This is a genomic window from Rathayibacter sp. VKM Ac-2929, from assembly GCF_022815495.1.
GTDB classification, from domain to species: Bacteria; Actinomycetota; Actinomycetes; order Actinomycetales; family Microbacteriaceae; genus Rathayibacter; species Rathayibacter festucae.
In genome coordinates this window covers 15,842-33,663 of sequence record NZ_JALGRV010000007.1, presented here as the reverse complement: position 1 = coordinate 33,663, position 17,822 = coordinate 15,842, and the positions used below count along the sequence as shown (strand labels likewise).

Genomic DNA, 17,822 nt, shown 5'->3' with positions numbered 1-17,822 from the left:
GCGCTAGCTGCCCATGAGGAAGCCGACGATCGTGAACGCGGCGGACACGATGATCACGCCGACGAGGAGTCGGCCGAGCCAGCCGCCGATCTCTCCGCCTTCGCCGCGGCGGGCGGAGACGGTCATGGTGACGCCGAGGATGATCAGGCCGACGACGGCGACGCCGAGGCCGACCCACTTGGCCCAGCCCATGACGGTGGTGAAGGCCTCGAATCCGGGCGGCATGCCCCCGGGGCCCGGGTCGGGGACGACGGCCCCGAAGCTGCCGGCGGCTGTGATCAGGTCGGAGGTGAGGGCGAGTACAGACATGGTGTTCTCCGTTTCGTGTGGTGGTGGTGCGGGGTGTTCGGCACCGCCGGTTAGGGCGCCGAAAAGGTCCGGCTATCCGGTGGTAAGGGGGCCGTCGGCGTAGGCGACGTCGAAGTGCAGGTGGTTTGGGGTGTCTGTGAACTGGGTGATGTGCTGGTAGCTGGTCGAGCGGCACTGGATCTGCCCGGCACGCGAGCCCGCCGGAACCTGTGGGTCTAGGACGGTGAGGAGCGTGAGCGCGTTCGCGTCGCAGCCGGTCGTGGCCGTGCCGTCGAAGGAGAAGAAGTCGACGGCGTTGCCGCCGCCGTTCATCCAGTGAGAGGAGCCGGTGCCGGCGCCCAGGAGGGATCCGGTGCACTGGCGGTTGAGGTCGGAGACGCCGACCTTTCCGAACGTGTTCAGCGCGATGGTGATGATCTGGAGGATGCGAACGTCGATGCCGCAGTTCTCCTTGGCGGTACCGGCGGCCATGTCGCGGATCTGCTGCGCGTAGCGGTCCTCGAGCAGGCGTAGCCTGCCCTCCTCCATCGCCGTGACGAGTCCGGCCGCGAGGGCTTGCGCGTCGCCCGAGACGGCGACACATCCACCAACCGGCGCAGGAGTCGCGGGTGCGGTGCCGGTCGGCGTCGACGGGATGCTGACCGGGGCGGTCGTCGCCGTAGGTGCGGTCGTGCTGCTGCCGAGGCTGCCCAGGTAGGTCATGATCGCCACGGCGTCGGCGCGGTACTTCGTGTAGTGGTTCGGGTCGGCGTTGCGCTGGACCTTGTTGATCGCGATGGACGGCTCCATCGCCTGCCAGCCCTCGACGGCCACGAGGCGGTCGTAGAAGAAGCCCGCCGAGGTCGTCGGGTCCATGCGCTGCTCGACGGTGCCCCAGCTCGACTGCTGCTGGAACAGGCCGATCGAGTCAGCGACCGACCCATCCGGGTTGATCGCCCCGTCCCCGTAGGTGATGTTCACCAGGGAGGACTCTCCGATCGCCGTCTGCACGCCCAGCGTCTGCCCGTCCGCGCCGAGCCCCTTCGCTGCCCCCGCGTTCACGATCAGTGCCGCGTTCACGAGCTGGTCGTGTCCATAGGTGCCGACCTTCGCGTCCGCGGGGATGGCGGAGACGTTGACGGGCCCCCCGCCCGGCAGGCATGCCGCGGCAGCGGAGCCGCCGAAGAACAGCACCCACAACAGCATCGCGACCGCCACGACGGGCACCATGACCGCCGCCAGCACCCCCAGTCCCCCCTTCTCCATCCGGCTACTCCGAGGCCAGAGGGGTGATCTGCTCGACGGCCCAGGGAGTGCTTTCGCTGGTGCGGTGGACGTACACGGAGTACTCCCCCGCGTCGGTGGGGACGAGGACGTGCATCGTGAACGCGCCGTCACCGTCGCGGACGGTCGCAGCGCCCGTGAGGCTCGTGCAGGGCACGTTTGCCGGGTCGACCGTCCGGTAGGCCACTGCTGCCCGCTGGCTCAAGAACGGGTAGAGCTCGCTGATCCAGGTGTCGTAACCGAGTGTTGGACGGCAGAACGCCACCACCGCTTCCGTCGCGATCGCGACGGTTCTGCTCACCGGAGAGGGCTCTGGGGACGGCTCCGCATCGACCGGCTGTACGCCCTCGGGAGTCGGCGTCTGCGATGAGAGCTGGGTGCTGGGGGAAGGTGAGGCGGTCTTCGGGGACTCATTCTCATGAGACGCCTCACTCGTCGAAGCCGACGAGCAGCCGCTCACGAGGAGGGAGGCGACGAGGGCGAGCAAGACGGTTGAGTACCGAGACGAAGAAGCGGGCACACGACAAAGCTACCGATTTAGGTAGCGATTGCAACCCGGCTCGGTTACCGAAATGGGCTTATATCATCTTTGGTACATTCCATGGGTGGCTAGACGACCGGCGCCGGGACCGACGGACTTTTCGCGACGCGTGGTCCGCGCAGTCGAGACGCTCCGCGATCGTGCGCGGCTGACCAACACCGAACTCATCCGTGCTGCAGGCATCTCGGCGAACTACTTCTACATCCGTCTGCGCGGCGAAGCGCCGTTCACCACCAACGACATCGAGAAGCTCGCTGGAGCCTTCGGGGTTGAACCGTACGAAGTGCTGCAGCTCGCGTCTTCTCCGAACCCGGACGACGGTGGCGGAGAGCTTACTGCTGAGCGCATCGACGGCAGGGAGTTCGCTCGAAGACTCCGATTCCTCGCCGAAGGGCCGACGAGTGCGGATACTCAGACTTTCACCCCCGACACCCTCGTTCAGTCCATCCGCGGTCGTGACATCAGCTTCGAGCCGAAGGACTGGGATGAGCTGCTTGAGCTGCAGGGCTCCACGCGGCTCCCGGTCGATCTGCTCGTCGGCCTCAGCGAGTTCTTCGGCGTCAGCTACGAGTACCTGACCGCAAGGCGTGAAGACGAAGCCAGCGAGCTCATCGAAGCGGAGATCCGTTTCCACCGGGCGCTACTAGCTACCGGAGCCACCTCAATCAGTGCTCGAGCGCTGGGTGGCATGAACGCGAAGCAGCTCGCCGCCGTGACCAAGGCGATTCTGTCGATCGAGCGAACTCCGAAGGAGGGCACAACCGAATGAGCACCACCCAGAGCAACGAAGCCCTGTGGTTCGAACACGCCGACGTCGCCGCACGCACGACGCAGACGTTCGAGGAGAACCGGTTCCAGGACGATCAGACCCTGGATGCCCTCCTCACGCATGTCTCTGACCTGCACGGCAAACCGATCCACGTCGATGCCATCGACGACGATGACTGGCAGACGCTCACAGCTCTCTGGGTCGATTTTCCCGACGAGGCCCAGATTCTCTACCGCTCGACCGATACCCGGCTCTACCAGATGCACTGCATCCTGCACGAACTAGCTCATATCGCCCTCCGCCACCCCGGCTGCAACGTCCTAGGGGACGACTCTTCCGTCGCCTCTTATCGGGGGACGAACGGAGTCGTCCGCGGCCGACTGCTAGAAGCAGGCCGCTCGGAGGACCTCCAGAACGTTGATGGGGACCGGCGCATCCTCGAAGGCGAAGCAGAGCACCTCGCCCATCTTCTTTCCCGCTCACTCCTGCGTCCTCGTTTCCGGGAGGACGAGGAGGTCTTCGGGTAGATGCAGGCGCTAGCCCTAATCGCTCTCGTGGTCCTCGCCGTCGTCTTCGTCGCCCGGATCCCCGCTGCTGTCTCCCAGCCCTCGAGCCGGTTGTCCTGGCTCGCGAGCGGAGTCGGCTCCCTCGCGCTCCTCACCCGAGTCCATCCCGGATTGGACCGGTTCCTCGGAGGCGAGAACTACATCAACCTCGCCCAGAACGTCCTGGCGACCACCGCGTTCTGGTTGGTCATGAGAGCAGCCCTCCTTCAGTCCCGCAGCACCCCGCAATTCTGGACGAGGAAGCTCATCCTCGCCGCCATGCTCATGTCCTTCGTCGTGCCGTTCCTGTTCATCACCGACAAGGAACCCACCTCGAAAACCTTCATCACCGAGCACATCTCCCAGACAGGTACCTGGCTTTACGCCAGCATCTACATGACGGCGATCCTCGCCATCTCGACGATGCTCCTGCTCGGTCTCCGTCGCAGAAAAGCGCGCTCCTACGGCTTCTTCGTCGCAGGCAGCAGCCTCGTCATCCTCGCCTGCATCGACGAGATCATCGTCCTGTCCCTCGACCACATCGAGGTCACCGATCTCGGTTTCCGCGTCCTCCTGCGGAACGCGTTCGACTTCCTGTTTTACTGCGGCGTGATCCTCATCGTCACCGGAATCGCCTCATTCACTCTGTCGAAGGCCATGCGTGAGGCACGACTCAGCCGGCATGCACGGAGACTTCGCCGCCTCGCCGGCAGACTCGCGGTGATGCCGGCTACCAACGGGGCAAGTAGCGCTCGAGACGAATCATCGATCGCGGTGGTGTACGACCTGGTAATCGCGCTCCGCGACTTCGAGAACGCTCACCGCGGCCGTCTGACGCCAGCCGACGCTCGTCACGTCGCAGCGGCGGAGGCCATCGTGATGGAACAGCTCGCCTCTCCCGCGACCACAAGAGCTTGGACTCGATGAGTGCCCCGCACGTCAGCGTGAGAGCTGTCTTAGGAGTAGCGGGAGCCGCTGTGACTGCCCTCTCCCTGCTGGCAGGCGTCGGTGTCGTCCTAGGGCGGCGGGTCGTAATGCCGGGGCGCAAGAGGACCGTGCAGGTCCTCTCGGCGACCCCGGACAGCGTCACCCTCCCCGCCACGCCCGAAACCCTTCACGACGGCGAGTACGGCTTCTGGTTCGACTCCGATCGGGGCCACGCGCTCGTCGGCCGGATCCTTCATCACGACACAATTGAGCGAACCGTTCGCCGCGAGGTTCTTCGAGTCACCGGCGGCGATCTCGCCGCCGCTGACGAAGGCCGATGGACCGGACACGTCTTCGCGCGTCCTGAGGACATCGACCCGCGCGTGCGCGAGATCCACGTCGACTCGCCAACAGGCCCATGTCCAGCGTGGCTCTTCCCGTCAACCGGCGGCGAGGGCGGAACAACCTGGGCGATCCACGTGCACGGCATCCGCACCACCCGCATCACCGCGCTGCGTTCAGTCCCGGCGGCACGCAAGCTCGGCTACACGTCGCTCGTTCCTTCGTTCCGAGGTGACGGAGATGGGCCATCAACGAAGAACGGGGTGTCGACTCTCGGCCAAACTGAATCGGATGACGTCGATGCTGCGATCAACTACGCCGTGGAGCACGGCGCGCACAGCATCGTTCTGTTCGGCTGGTCCCTCGGCGGCGGCATTGCTCTTCAGCTCTCTGAGCGGTCTCCACACCGCCATCTCATCGCAGCCCTCGTTCTCATCGCACCCGCCACTGACTGGCGGCAGGTCATTCAGGCTGGAGCGCGCCGAGCTCATCTGCCATCGGTCGTGGGTGCGCTTGGGACGTTCGCGCTCTCCACTCGCTCTCTCAGCGCCCTCGTCGGACTTCCGAGACCCATCGACTTCGATGCCCTGGACTGGACCCGAGGACCGAGACTCACCGTTCCGACCCTCCTCATCCACTCAGACGGAGATCGGGAGGTGCCTGCCTCGTTGTCACGGGCCTTCGTGAGCGTGAACGCTGAGCGGAGCGAGCTAGCCCTGCTCCCGCCGGCTGCGCATGCCTGGGAGTACAACGTCGCACCAGACGAGTTCGACGCCTCGATCTGCGAGTGGATCGGACGGCGGCGCGCGCTGAGCTGACAGCGTGTACCTAAGTCGGTAACACTGCCGGACCGTATTTGGTACAGTTCCGGCATGGCTGTTGGACGAAGACCGTACCGGCCGCGGGCTGGAGGCCTTCACGGCCTTCGTCGATCCGTCGCGACCGCGTCACTGCGGCGATCATGCTTAATCCCGGGATTGATCCCGCCAGCGACCGGCGTGGCGCACGCAATGCCGGGGTTAAGTCACCACTCTGGACGCATGGCTCCGATCAAGCAGAAGCGACGCGCGCGCAATGGCGCCGTCACCGTGCCCGTCGAGGTTCAGATGCCGCCCGTATTGAAGGACGACGTCGACGGCGCAGCGAAGGCCTCGGGCGTCTCGCGCTCGTTGTACTTCGAACTCCTGCTTCAGCAGCTCCGCGACTCCACCGGGCACCTGCCCGTGCTGGCACCGACGTTCGACATCGACCAGGAGGCGCACATCTCCGCCGCTTAATAGAAAGCGGCCCGCCGCTGACGCGGCGGGCCGATCTAAGTTACGTAGTTCGAACCCTCACAGTTTGCCGACCTAGAGGTTCGTCCCATCCAAAGTCACCAGCCCTCACGGGAGGCTTCTCCATGTCTGGCATCATACCCACGCCCTCGCAGCGAACTACGACGAGCTTCACTCGTCGGCGTGTCGCAACGCGATCAGCTGACGTTGCTCGAGCGATCGTTGAGTCGCCGTTCGTCGCTACCGCGTTCGACGGGACGTTCGTAGACACGCCGAGCGACATCCCCAAAATGCATGCATTCGCTCAGAAGACTGCTCGTATGAGCGCAATCAAGGGTCGTGCAAAGCGAGCAGACAATGCTCCCACCGTGCTGCTTCAGGCACGCGTCACTCCGGACGTCCGTGAGGAAGTGAAGGCGGCCGCGGCGGCCAGCGGCGTCTCCTTGGCCTACTACCTCGATACCTTCCTGCGCGAGCTCGTTCAGACGAACGGTGCGCTCCCGCTCGTCGCTGCACCGCGACCCCAAGCAGAGGAGCTGCCGATCCCAGCCGCTTAAACGAAGGAGGCCCGCCGAAGCGGGCCTCACCAAGTTTCGTAGCTCAGAACCCACTGCCGACCAAAGCCCGGGTTCAGAGCTAATCAAGTCACCACCCTCGCGGGAGGCTTCTCTATGCCCGAAAGATTACACGACGGGCTGAGAGATTCAAGGATGAATCTTTCAGCGAGCCGTCACGGCTCGTCGACGCTCGGCGGCGACGCATGGTCACTGACCCGGCGACTCAGCCCGCGCGACACCGTCCGGACGATGCGTCGCGACGCCTACGGGCGCCTGGACGAGAACGCGTACCCCACGGCGTTCCTGGTCTCCGCCGTTGCCCCGAGTACCCCCTGGGCGATCTACCTCGCGGACTCCGCCGGCGTCTTCCGACTGCTCTGCTTCGACTTCGACGGCAAGGACTCACACGGGGTCGACCCCGACCTGATGGAACAGGCCGTCGATGACTGCGACGCACTCTCGGCTGTCCTCGATGAGCATCAGGTTTCTCACGTCGTGTGCGAGTCCTCCGGCACCGGGGGCCGCCACCTGTGGATCGCCGTCCGTGGCGGTGCTGCCGCAGCCGATGTCGACCGGTTGGCGACCGCTGCGAAGGCGAACTTCCGCACGCTGGATCACGGCATGCTGCACAACCCGCGCACGGGTGCTGCCCGCCCTCCCCTGTCTCCTCATCGCGACGGCAGCCTGTCGACGCTGCTGCGAGGCCGCGTCGAGGATCTGCTGGAGCCGGTCGTACTGCCTGCTTCGCTGCTCGCGGTTGCGGCCGTCCTCGAAGCGACGCCTTCGGGGCGCCGCTACTTCGCGCCGACTCAGGACGCGGTCGTCCTGCAGCACCGCGCTCACCGTGCGCTGAGCGCTGCGGGTGCGGCCCATATGACTACCGCCGGTGGTGGCGCGAACCCGTCGTGGACCGCGTTCATGTGCCTGCTCTCGGCCGCGCACGCCGGCTGGACACTGACCGACGTCCAGCACGCAGCCCAGACCGCGCCCGGAATGGAGCACTACCGCACGAAGAACACCGGTCGAGGTGGCCGCCGCCCTCGAGCGCGTGACGAGGCCGCCGAGCGACTCGGTCGCCAGTGGGAAAAGGCGCTCGAGTTCGCGGCCCTGCACGCCGTCTTGCCCTCTCAGCGGGAGCCTCGCGATCTGACGGAGCTCGAGGGCATCATCGCGGCCGTCGGCGACCTCCTCGAGCGGTTCCGCGTGAACCCGGGCCGATGGGGTCGCACCGAGCGCGCCACCTCCGAGCGGACAATCCTCACCGCCCTCGCATACCTCTCGCTCCACACAGGCAAGCGCACCGTCGCCGCCTCCGTCCGCGATCTCGCCCTGCTCTCCGGCCTCGGCCGCACTACCGCGGCCAGCGCACTACGGACGCTCCGCGAGGACGGCTACGTCCAACTCATCGCCCGCGCCGACGGCAGCAACGCGAGCGAATGGCGCTTGACCGGCCCACTCTCCACAGGTCCCAGCACGGTTCGGACACAACCACCTAATAACCCCCGCCCCCCGGGCCAGGTTTTTTCGGAGCGAGCGGTGATCCTCGACCGGGTCGAGAACGAACTCACCGACGCTCGCCACGATCTCTTCACCCGCCCAGGCCTCGGACACCTCGCTGGGAAGATCTACGCGCTGCTGCGCCGCGAAGCGTCCGTGACCGTCGACAGCACTGCGCGGATGCTCGGAGTGACGGCCCGAACTGCCGCCACAAACCTGTCCCGACTTCGCAGCCACCGCCTCATCGTCAAGCACACCGATGGATGGAGACGATCCCTTCGCGACTTACGCGTCACTGCAGCACGAGCTCTCGGCGTCGACGGGCTTCTCGAGGATCGCGCCCACCGTTACAGCATCGAACGCGAAGTCTGGGCCTGGTGGCAGGCCGAGCTCGCGCATCGCTCGTCCGCACCAAGAGCACGCCCTCGACGACCGCACATCACCAGTCGCCCCCTGTTCGACGACTCCTCCGCCGGAGAACGGGTCTGGCCGCTATACCCTCGTGACGCCGCCGGCCGAGGCGATCACCGAGAAGCCCTCCACTGGGGACGCACCGGCATGCTCGCCCCCGGTTCCCTCTGGTGGTCCTCCACTGCCGCTTAGCTTTCGGCTGCTGTCCGACCGTCGACACCTGTGCACCTCGATCGGTGTCGACGCGCGGAACCACTCCCCCACTGTCCTTGGTCTTCGATCGAGCTTTCAGATCCTCCGAGCGGCAATCAGCCGTCTTGAGCAAATGTTCGGAGCGCGCTGAGACGGTCAAATAAGGGTGACGACTAAGGGTGACGACCGTTGAACGGATCTCGATCTCGGCGAAGGACGCCGTGAGACTCTGGTTCCTCGTATCCGCGGACGTCGTCGTATCCGAATACCTCTCCCCCGGCGGCGTGATCCTGCGTGCCGAGAACTCGGAGTATCAGCCGGTCCTCGTTCCCGAGCTGACCGACTTCCAGTTCTTGGACGTCGTCGCCGTCGGCGTGCACCGGTTGCACCGTGTGCTGTGAGCGGCGCATCGGTGGGGTCGACGTGAACAGCTTCCCCGTGAGCTGCGGCGGTTCTTCGACCCCAGGCTCGCCGGATGGCCATCGTCGTGCTCTCGAACAAGGACGAGTGCGTGTTGGCGCGCGCGGATCAGGGGAAAAAGGTCCGGACGGAAAACGGGCATGCCGTGGTCCACGATCGAGCCGCTGATCCGCTCGGGCCGCCTCACGAAGGGGGCGCGGGGTCGAGTATCGACGAGCTGTACGCGGAACTCACCGGCCGGGTGATCGAACTGCTGGGCCGCTACTCGGACTGGCAGCAGGTGCGCTTGGTCGACGGGTCCTTGTTCGGCGTCGACGGCGATGTCGCCGAGCGGCGAGGACCAGCTGAGCGGTGCGCGCCGCGGTCGCCAGGAACGTCGGGCGGCGCGTGTAAGCCGGCGGACTTGTGCGACTCAGGCCCTGCGCTGATCAGGAGGGAGCAGGTGCTGTCCGTCTGAGCGCAGCGCGCCTCCCACCGGCGGCCGGCGCACGGGTCGGTGACAAGGAGCGTGTTCGCTTCGTTGTCGCCGTTCGCGGGCGCACCGCAAGATTTCGGCGGTGGGCTCGCCGGCTTCCCGGTCCCCACTGACTACCCGGTGGTGATCGTCCCGTGTTGCGACCAGGACGCTGCGCGCTCGTCTGCGCGAGGGGGTCGTATCGTCGGGTCGGCGTCATCCTCACCGACCTCTCCCCCAAGAACTCCCACGTGTTTCTCGGCGTGGTCGACACAGCCTTCGACACCAAAGGTTTTGGGCCGCCATCGACTCGGTTCCTAAACGCCATGGTCGGAGGGCAGATGGTCTCGGGCTCGCCGGGACCTACAGAGGACCCGTTTGCGCGATGAGCCGCCGCTCGCTCTCTCTATATGCCAGAACACGCTGGGCGAACCGCGCTCCGCGCGGCACACTGGCGACGCCGTACGTTCGCTAGCTCTAGCTTGGCCTCGTTTGTTGCAGGCAACACCTGGTGACGAATTCCGAACTCTGTAACTACCAAATGCACAGACTTACAACGCATCGGACTGCTGGTCCGAACCCTTTCGTGCTGTGAAGTCTCGAACTCTGTAACTACGGCAGACGCGGTCTTCCGGACTATTGACCTGGCTCAAGTTCCGAACTCTGCAACCTCCGAATCTACGAAGTCTGTACTGATGTCACGTCGGTGGGGCGTTGGATGGCTGGTCGAGCAGATATCGGCCGTGGGCAGACCACTGATTCGGCTGTTGTACGGAAGAAACAAAGTCACGAACTCTGCAATCCGCATTTCCGGCCCGGCAAGATTCCATTCTCAGCAGAGCGCATAGGGGTCTCTACAGAGGTCCAGACTCTGTAAGTCTGTTAGTGGCCGAATCTCGCTGGTGGGTTGCAGCCAGAGCAAGAGCGCGCGATTTCGTGGTGGCTTCGACGGGGACGAGCCTTGCGCCAAAGGTACAAACATGCGGAGTCTGTAAGTCTGTCAATGTGATACGAGCTCGCAAGCGTCTGATCCGCCGCATCGTCGAAGGGCAGGAATCGATCACTCGTCAGTTACAGAGTTCCGGAATCCGTGTGATCCGAAGGTCCGTAGTCTGTAACTACGGAAGTCGAAGGACCTGTGATGAGCATCGTGCGGAGCAGCATGCCCAGCGGTGGACATGTGCGCGGTACGGCGTAGATGGTTCTCGACGACTTGACGGAGAACCCGAGCCGACCGGGTTTGGCGCCGAAGGTACAAAGACACAAAGTCTGTAGATTCGTTAAAGGGCCCAAGCTGGCTCGCATCGCGATCGGCCGCATCGACGAAGGGGCGAGAGCTGTTGACTCACAAGTTACAGAGTTCCAGGGTCGCCGGCCGCGCCGGAGTTTGGTAGTCTGTAACTACGGAAGTGGGAGGACCATTTATGCGCATCGTGTCCCTGGCTAATCAGAAGGGCGGGGTCGGGAAGACAACAAGCCTGATGAACCTGGCGGCCGTCGCTGCCAAGAACGCACGAGTGCTGGTGGTCGATGTCGACCCTCAGCAGTCGACCACCATGTGGGCGGCTCGGGCGGGGGAGAAGCTGCCCTTCGATTTCGCGGAGAACACTGACCCGAACACGCTCACGCGTCTGCGGGAACTGCCGTACGACGTCGTCTTCGTCGATACGCCAGGCAATCTGACTGACACGGCGATCCTCGGTGCCGTTCTCGACGTCTCCGACTTCGCGATCGTGCCGATGGTTCCAGAAGCGCTTGCTGTCGATCCGACGCGCAACACGATCAGCCAGCTCATCGAGCCACGGGGCGTTCCGTACCGGGTCTTGCTCGGCAAGGTGGACATGCGTGTCCCGAACCTCCTTGAAGACTGGGTCAAGCTGGTGGATGTCAGTCTTGGGCTCCCTCGCTTCAAGCAGCACATACGGCAGTACAAATCAATCAGTGACTCACCTCTCACCGGGGACGTGGTGACGCAATACCCCGACACCAGACAGACCGCCAACGCGATCTACGACTACAACGCAGTCGCCCTGGAGCTCACCTCCATCTGGGCGCACTCGACCCCGAGGAGCGCCTGATGGCCCGCCAAGATCTCAGCGCGATGCTTTCCACGCCCCGCCAGGGGGAATCGTCGCCCACTCCACCTGTGGCAGCAACGGAGCCGGCGGAGTCCGCCGAGCCGTCGAGGTCCGCACGGGTGGAAGAGGCTCCTGCATCTCGTCAGGCGCCGGCGGGGGAAGCCGGCTACCGGTCCTTCGCCAGGAAGGAGACGAGGGTACGAGACGATCAGTACACCGCACTGACCGCACATGCACGTCGGCTAACTCGAACCAGGCCTGCTGGAACGGAACGAATCACGGAGAACACCCTCATCCGGGTGGCGATCGACCTTCTTCTCAGGGAGAGCGACCGGATCGCGGGCGCGTCGGAGGCGGAAATCCGAAAGTCCGTTGGTCTGTAAGTAACAGACTTTGTAGAAAGTGTCGCGCCGGTGGTCAGGCGGTGGCACTGCCTTGCACCCGGGCGCTGGTGTCGAGCGTCGCGACGGCTCTCTCACGAGGACGAGGGAAATCCGGCCACCTTCCTTCGACGTGAGCTTCACCGAGGGTCGCGGATCTGGTCGATGCGTCCGCCAGCGAACGGGGTCGACATTGCGTGCGTTCTCGGAGGAGTGGTTGGTGAGAATCGAGACGAGCACGCCGGACCTGCCTAGTGCGTTTCACAGACCTGGGTGGGTAAGTGTTCACATCATGAGTCTGAATTCAGGATCACGATAATTTTGATTACCGCTACTAGGCCGGAGTGAGCGCTCGGCGATGATCGAGCCGATTTTGAGGGCGAGGAGGCGGGCGTGAGGCTCGAGGATCAGCTCGACGGGCCCTTCGAGGGCCTCCTGGCTGCACCGCTGGATCTCGAGGCGGTCGCGCTCGAAGTCCGCGAGGTGCGCACCGCGGAGTGGTTCGACGCCGAGCAGGCGCCGGCCTGGGGCGTCCTGCTGCGAGCCACGGCCTTGTTGCGCACTCCGGTGCCACAGCTCATCGACCGAGTCCGGCTGCTGGAGCAGGTCGCGGACGGTCGCGTGCCCCACCGCAATCACGGGACCTGCCCGCAGGGCGCCACCGACGCGGCTTCCCGCGACAGTGCATGCCGGGCCTGCCAGATCCTCGGCGCACCCCGAGCCTCCTGATGCGCGAGCTCGAGGGTCGCGCGCACGACGTAGTTACCCCACCGTCCGCGCTGGGAAAGGTGTCTGCCGCCGTCCTCCAGCTAGGGGAAGCTTCGATCGCGGGGAACACCCGGCGCGCCTACCAGGGGGACCTGCGCTCGTTCGTGGCGTGGTGCGCGGCAGCGGGGCGGCCGCATCTGCCGGCGTCGCCGGAGACGGTCGCTGAATACCTCGCCGATCGCGCCGGGCTGCTGAACATCGCGGGGGAGTGGCGGTACGCGCCGTCGACCCTCGCGCGCGCGCTGGCCGCGATCAACGCCGCCCACGCCGAACAGAACTTCCCCCTCCCCGGACACAGCGCCCTGGTCACCCGGACGCTGCAGGGCATCCGCCGCGACCGCCAACGCCCCACCCGCCAAGCGGACCCACTCATGCTCAGTGACATCCAAGCGGTCCTGGACCGCATCGACGTGACCACCTGGCCTGCCGGCGCGGCCGGCGTCCGAGATCGGCTGCTGCTCCTGCTCGGCTGGGCCGGAGCGTTCCGGCGCAGCGAACTCACCGACCTTCGCGTTGAAGACGTCGTCCGACATCGCGAGGACGGACTGCACGTCCGGGTGCGACGCTCCAAGACCGACCAGGTCGGGAAGGGCCTGATCAAGGCGGTCCCGTATGGGCGGGAACCGCTCACCTGCGGCCCCTGCGCATGGGTGCGCTGGCTGCGGATTCTGGCAGCAGGGGAGGGGGAACGTAGCGAGGTCATGCGAGTTCTGTTCACCGATGACCCGACAATGCACGTGTGTCGCAGTACCCTCCCGGCCCTGCCCGGGCAGGCGCCGCTGTTGCGCCGGATGCACAAGAGCGGCCTGCCCACCGAGAACGCGCTGGCCGCGCAGTCGGTGAACCTGATCGTCAAACGCCGCGTCAGCACCGTCGGCTTCGACCCCGCCCGCTACAGCGCGCACTCGCTGCGCGCCGGGTTCGTCACCGAAGCCCTGCGCCAAGGGGCAACCACGCACGCGGTGATGCGCCAGACCGGGCATCGCTCCGCAGCGACAGTGGAGATCTACGCCCGCGAACGCGACCCCCTCACCGGCAACGCCGTCACCAGCCTCGGCCTATGACCCCTGCGAGCCTCCTCGAGCAGCTCCCCGCCAGCAGCCGGCCCGCCTGGCAGCTGTACACCGACTGGTGCGCGGCGACCGGCGTTGCGGCGATGCCGGCGCCTCCGCAGCAGCTGCAGGCGTTCCTGCGCGACGTGCCCGCCGCGTTCAGCACCTCCGCGGCCCGCGTGAGGGTGATCAGGGCCGCGCACACCATCACCGGCATACCCTTTCCGGACGCCCCGACCCCGATCTCCCCGGCACTGCGCACCGGCGCAGAGTGGGCGAACGTAGAGACGGCGCTGCAGGCGCTGCCGCTGACCCGGTACCCGGCGGGCCTGGTCGGACGCCGCGACGCCCTCGTTCTCCTGCTCCTAGACCACCTCCACCTCACCCGTGAAAGTGCGCGCGCAGTCCGTATCGCCGACGTCGATCTGACCCGCTGGCGACTCGCCGGCACGCCGCTGCCCGCGACGGACTCCACCGTCGCGTGTTCGCGCTGCATCCTCACCCGTTGGCTGCGTGTTCTCGGACCCGCAGCCCTCGGCTTCCGCACGAGCGTGCGGGAACTCCTTGATCCAGCCGCCTTCACCGACGAGCACGACTGCACCGCCCCACTCGAGGACACGTGGTCGGTCGCCCCGAACCTGCTGCCCGCGATCGACCGCCACGGCTGGCTGACGAACACGACGATCAGTACCCGCACCATCTCCACCCTCACCGCCCGCCGTCAGGACCCCGCACTCCCGCCCGCGCATCACCGCCCGCGCCTGATCTCCCCGAGCAGCCGGCCATCCCTCACCCTTCAGGCCCTCGCCGACGCCTACGACGACCTCGACGAACGCCTCACCGCCCTCCTTCTACGCACCGACGTTCTCCTCGCCACTACCCCGCCAGCAGCACCGCTTCGCCAGGTCAGTGACCGACGAGCACCCTGACAGCCCGCTCATTCGGCGGGCATCACCGTGCGTCTGCTGCCCTTGCCGCAGCGGCGTGCGCTGCGGATCGTAGGCTCAGTACATGACCGAGCTGGCTCTTCCCGATGACTACGCCGGAGTGCTCATCGGGTTGAAGGAGCAGGTCCGCACAGCCCGGTTCCGGGTGCAGCGGCAGGCCAATACGGAGCTGATTCACCTCAACTGGCGAATCGGGCGAGTCCTCGTAGAGCAGACGGAACGCGCGGCGTGGGGCGACAAGGTCATCCAGCGGCTCTCGGTCGACCTCCGCGCCGAGTTCGTCGGCGTCACAGGGCTGTCGCCGCGGAACCTGAAATACATGCGCTCGTTCGCGCGAGCCTGGCCGTCGTTCGAGGAAATCGGGCAACACGCTGTTGCCCAATTGCCGTGGGGCCACATCACCGTGCTGCTCGACAAGCTCACCGACCAAGAGCACCGTGAATGGTACGCCGCACATGCGGTCACCAACGGCTGGACAAGAAGCACCCTCGAGCACCACATCAAGACGCACGCGCACCAGCGTTTCGGTGCAGCCTCTACGAACTTCGATCGTCTTCTCGAGCCGACAGCCTCCGATCTCGCCCAGCAGATGACGAAAGACCCGTACATCTTCGACTTCCTCGCCGTTGAGCCCGGATATGCGGAACGAGAGATCGAGCAAGCACTCATCGATCGCATCATCGACACTCTCGGAGAACTCGGACGCGGATTCAGCTTCGTCGGCCGGCAGGTGCCGTTCGACGTCGACGGTGACGAGTTCTTCGTCGACCTGCTCTTCTTCCACATCGAGCAGCTGCGCTACGTCGTCGTGGAGCTGAAGGTGGGGAAGTTCAAGCCGGAGTACGTCGGCCAGCTCGGGTTCTACGTCGAAGTGGTGGAGAACCATCTCCGCCGCGCCGCGCACGCGCCCACCGTCGGCCTGCTGCTTTGCACCGACAAGAACGATCGCGTCGTGCGATACGCGCTGGCGAGCAGCACGCATCCCATCGCGATCGCCAGCTACGACCTCCTCCCTCCCGAGGACCAGGCTGCCTTGCCATCCGAAGCCGACCTGGACCGCGCCATCAGCAAGCGCTAGAGAGCATCACCGTCGGCACATGTGAGCCCTGCCGGGCTGCAAAAGTGAGCGGCGATATAGCGCCGCCCATCCGAGGCCGCGACAGCGAACCATACCGCCTGCTCTCTTCACCTCTGTGCGGTTTGAACCTCTTTTGTTCAATCGCCTGCGTGCCACATTCGCGCAATGCAGGACTAGCGCGTCCGGGGCGGTGCGGTGCTCGCCCGGACGATCAGCGAGGTCGGCACCAGCTCGAGGACGGGGTCGTCGCTGACCCCGTTCGCCAGCTGCTCGAGCAGCAGCTCGACGCACTTCGCCCCGACCGCCCGGTAGTCCTGCCGGACCGTCGTCAGCGGCGGGGAGAAGTCCTGCGCCTCCGGGATGTCGTTGAAGCCCACCACGCTGACGTCCTCGGGGATCCGCAGCCCGTGCTCCGCGAACGCGCGGTAGACGCCCAGCGCGGCCTCGTCGCTGGAGACGAGCACCGCCGTGCAGTCCCCGCTCTCGGCCAGGGCGGCGCCGTGCAGGTACCCGCCGTCGGAGCGCCAGTTGCTGTAGCGGGCGGGCGGTACGGGCGCGCCGGCCTCGACGAGCGCCTCCCGCCAGGCCGCCTCGCGGCGCTCGGACGCGAAGGAGCGGCGGGGTCCGGCGATGTGGTGCACCGTGCGGTGCCCGAGCTCGAGCAGGTGCTGCACGGCGGCGCGCACGCCTCCCGCCTGATCGGCGTCGACGACGGGCCCGTGCGCTCCGGCGGCCGCGTTGACGAGCACACGCGGGATCTCGGGGAGGGTCAGCTGCGCCGTGTCGCGCAGGTAGGTCTCGACGACGACGATGAGGCCGTCCACCGCCAGCTCGCCGAACCGGGTGAAGGCGCCGTTCAGCCCGGTCTGGCTGGGAGCGGAGACCGGCACCAGCGTGATGGCGTAGCCCGCCTCGGCCGCCGCCGAAGCGATCGAGTCCACGGTCCGCATCATGCCGAAGGTGCCTAGACCAGAGAAGGCGATCCCCAGGGTGCGGAACGATCCGCTCTTCAACGCGCGAGCCGCGCTGTTGGGGCGGTAGCCGAGGGCGCGCATCGCGTCCAAGACGCTTTGCCGCGTTGCGGGGACGACATTGGTCTGCCCGCTGGCAACCCGCGATGCCGTGACGGGGGCCACACCGGCGAGACGCGCCACGTCCGCCAGTGAGGGGCGGCGGGAGGCTTCGGTCATGTCACCATCCTGGCTCTTGCTGCGCCTGAGCTTGCCAGGACGTCCTCGAGAAGCGGTTACTCACCCAGCGGGTACAACTCGAGGACCAGCGCGACTACTGATCAGACGTCCGTGAGGTGCAGGCGCCGACGTATCGGAGTGCTGCACCGCTGCCGAGGTTGAGGTCGCACGTGTCCCCGTAACCGAGAACGCTGCCGCGCCGACGGCCCCGGCGAGGCGAGCGGACGAGGGCCGGCCTGTGAGGGCCGACCCCGAGGCTTCCCGACACGGCAGAAGATGGCTGCTTCGCAAGACAGGTGCGTTTTGGGATAGAGAGCCCTCCACTTCGGGGCGCGAGCTGCGCTCGCGCAGCGGCGACGGAGCGCCGCCCAGAGGCCCGTCCTGCTACGCCGGCCGCTGCTGGTTCGCCTAACGGGCTCACGTCTTTTGCCGGGAAGCCTTCGGCGGCTCGTTCGCTTCGCTCCCTCGTAGCTACCTGCGGGCTCCGTTCAAGTGGCTGCGCCACCGGCTCCTCCAAGACTTCCGGCACGCGGTCGCTGCGCTCCCTCCCATCGCGCCGAAACTCTCTCCACCTGCCGCCCTGCAGGTTGCACTGCGCCCTCCGGCTGCTCAGGCGGAGAACCGCCTTCTTTACCGTTATTTCCGTGGATTCGGGGCAGTTGTAGGCTCCGGAACGCGCCAGGGGTCCCGGGTATGGCTGACCGCCTTCAGCCGTCTGATGGCATGCCGTGATTAGCCGCGCGGGACCCCGCAACGGCAGGACCGCTCATTGAGAAACGCGACCAGATCGCCTCGTAAGGACATGCCGGCATGGTCGTTCACGGCGCA

At 66.2% G+C, this 17,822-nt stretch carries 18 protein-coding genes and 1 pseudogene; 14 read left to right on the top strand and 5 right to left on the bottom strand.

Annotated features, from left to right (window positions below; translation table 11 throughout):
• Positions 1 to 3: 3 nt before the first annotated feature.
• The 3 genes from MT355_RS19480 to MT355_RS19470 form a co-directional block, all read right to left on the bottom strand.
• Positions 4 to 309 carry a hypothetical protein gene (locus MT355_RS19480; protein WP_056045694.1) on the bottom strand — a complete coding sequence of 102 codons (306 nt, stop codon included), beginning with the start codon at positions 307 to 309 and terminating at the stop codon, positions 4 to 6.
• A gap of 72 nt (positions 310 to 381) precedes the next feature.
• On the bottom strand, positions 382 to 1,554 hold the full coding sequence (locus MT355_RS19475) for a hypothetical protein (protein ID WP_243600792.1): 1,173 nt from the start codon (positions 1,552 to 1,554) through the stop codon (positions 382 to 384).
• Between the two features lie 4 nt (positions 1,555 to 1,558).
• Positions 1,559 to 1,873: a hypothetical protein gene (locus tag MT355_RS19470; RefSeq protein WP_243600791.1), complete on the bottom strand. Its 315-nt coding sequence runs from the start codon at positions 1,871 to 1,873 to the stop codon at positions 1,559 to 1,561.
• A gap of 304 nt (positions 1,874 to 2,177) precedes the next feature.
• Between MT355_RS19470 and MT355_RS19465 the strand changes: the two genes are divergently transcribed.
• The 14 genes from MT355_RS19465 to MT355_RS19400 all read left to right on the top strand — a co-directional run bounded on the left by MT355_RS19465 (position 2,178) and on the right by MT355_RS19400 (position 15,804).
• Positions 2,178 to 2,882 carry a helix-turn-helix transcriptional regulator gene (locus tag MT355_RS19465; RefSeq protein WP_243600790.1) on the top strand — a complete coding sequence of 235 codons (705 nt, stop codon included), beginning with the start codon at positions 2,178 to 2,180 and terminating at the stop codon, positions 2,880 to 2,882.
• On the top strand, positions 2,879 to 3,409 hold the full coding sequence (locus MT355_RS19460; RefSeq protein WP_159987116.1) for a hypothetical protein: 531 nt from the start codon (positions 2,879 to 2,881) through the stop codon (positions 3,407 to 3,409). Before MT355_RS19465 ends, MT355_RS19460 begins: the two co-directional genes overlap by 4 nt.
• A gap of 27 nt (positions 3,410 to 3,436) precedes the next feature.
• The gene (locus tag MT355_RS19455) at positions 3,437 to 4,354 is read left to right on the top strand and encodes a hypothetical protein (protein WP_243600789.1); all 918 of its coding nucleotides are present in this window, start codon (positions 3,437 to 3,439) and stop codon (positions 4,352 to 4,354) included.
• A gap of 50 nt (positions 4,355 to 4,404) precedes the next feature.
• The gene (locus MT355_RS19450; protein WP_243600788.1) at positions 4,405 to 5,514 is read left to right on the top strand and encodes a S9 family peptidase; all 1,110 of its coding nucleotides are present in this window, start codon (positions 4,405 to 4,407) and stop codon (positions 5,512 to 5,514) included.
• A 222-nt stretch (positions 5,515 to 5,736) separates the two neighbouring features.
• Positions 5,737 to 5,973 (top strand): hypothetical protein, encoded by a 237-nt coding sequence (locus MT355_RS19445; protein ID WP_159987119.1) that lies wholly within the window; start codon positions 5,737 to 5,739, stop codon positions 5,971 to 5,973.
• 317 nt (positions 5,974 to 6,290) lie between these two features.
• The gene (locus tag MT355_RS19440; RefSeq protein ID WP_159987120.1) at positions 6,291 to 6,527 is read left to right on the top strand and encodes a hypothetical protein; all 237 of its coding nucleotides are present in this window, start codon (positions 6,291 to 6,293) and stop codon (positions 6,525 to 6,527) included.
• Positions 6,528 to 6,680: 153 nt separating this feature from the next.
• Positions 6,681 to 8,627 carry a hypothetical protein gene (locus MT355_RS19435; protein WP_243600787.1) on the top strand — a complete coding sequence of 649 codons (1,947 nt, stop codon included), beginning with the start codon at positions 6,681 to 6,683 and terminating at the stop codon, positions 8,625 to 8,627.
• 179 nt (positions 8,628 to 8,806) lie between these two features.
• Positions 8,807 to 9,028: a hypothetical protein gene (locus MT355_RS19430; RefSeq protein ID WP_243600786.1), complete on the top strand. Its 222-nt coding sequence runs from the start codon at positions 8,807 to 8,809 to the stop codon at positions 9,026 to 9,028.
• 74 nt (positions 9,029 to 9,102) lie between these two features.
• Entirely contained in the window at positions 9,103 to 9,504 is a 402-nt protein-coding gene (locus MT355_RS19425) for a hypothetical protein (RefSeq protein WP_243600785.1), read from the top strand.
• A 1,421-nt stretch (positions 9,505 to 10,925) separates the two neighbouring features.
• Complete coding sequence (locus MT355_RS19420) at positions 10,926 to 11,579, top strand: ParA family protein (RefSeq protein ID WP_243600784.1); 654 nt, start codon at positions 10,926 to 10,928, stop codon at positions 11,577 to 11,579.
• 773 nt (positions 11,580 to 12,352) lie between these two features.
• Complete coding sequence (locus tag MT355_RS19415; RefSeq protein WP_243600783.1) at positions 12,353 to 12,688, top strand: hypothetical protein; 336 nt, start codon at positions 12,353 to 12,355, stop codon at positions 12,686 to 12,688.
• Positions 12,688 to 13,791: a site-specific integrase gene (locus MT355_RS19410; protein WP_243600782.1), complete on the top strand. Its 1,104-nt coding sequence runs from the start codon at positions 12,688 to 12,690 to the stop codon at positions 13,789 to 13,791. The genes MT355_RS19415 and MT355_RS19410 overlap by 1 nt, the downstream gene beginning before the upstream one ends.
• Positions 13,788 to 14,708 carry a hypothetical protein gene (locus MT355_RS19405; RefSeq protein WP_243600781.1) on the top strand — a complete coding sequence of 307 codons (921 nt, stop codon included), beginning with the start codon at positions 13,788 to 13,790 and terminating at the stop codon, positions 14,706 to 14,708. The genes MT355_RS19410 and MT355_RS19405 overlap by 4 nt, the downstream gene beginning before the upstream one ends.
• 82 nt (positions 14,709 to 14,790) lie before the next feature.
• Positions 14,791 to 15,804, top strand: a complete 1,014-nt coding sequence (locus tag MT355_RS19400) for a YhcG family protein (protein WP_243600780.1) — start codon at positions 14,791 to 14,793, stop codon at positions 15,802 to 15,804.
• A 173-nt stretch (positions 15,805 to 15,977) separates the two neighbouring features.
• On the opposite strand, the gene MT355_RS19395 is transcribed toward MT355_RS19400, so the two are convergent.
• Entirely contained in the window at positions 15,978 to 16,745 is a 768-nt protein-coding gene (locus MT355_RS19395) for a substrate-binding domain-containing protein (RefSeq protein WP_243600848.1), read from the bottom strand.
• 99 nt (positions 16,746 to 16,844) lie between these two features.
• Positions 16,845 to 16,994: pseudogene (locus tag MT355_RS21720) on the bottom strand (LacI family DNA-binding transcriptional regulator); the annotation flags it as partial.
• Positions 16,995 to 17,822: the final 828 nt, after the last annotated feature.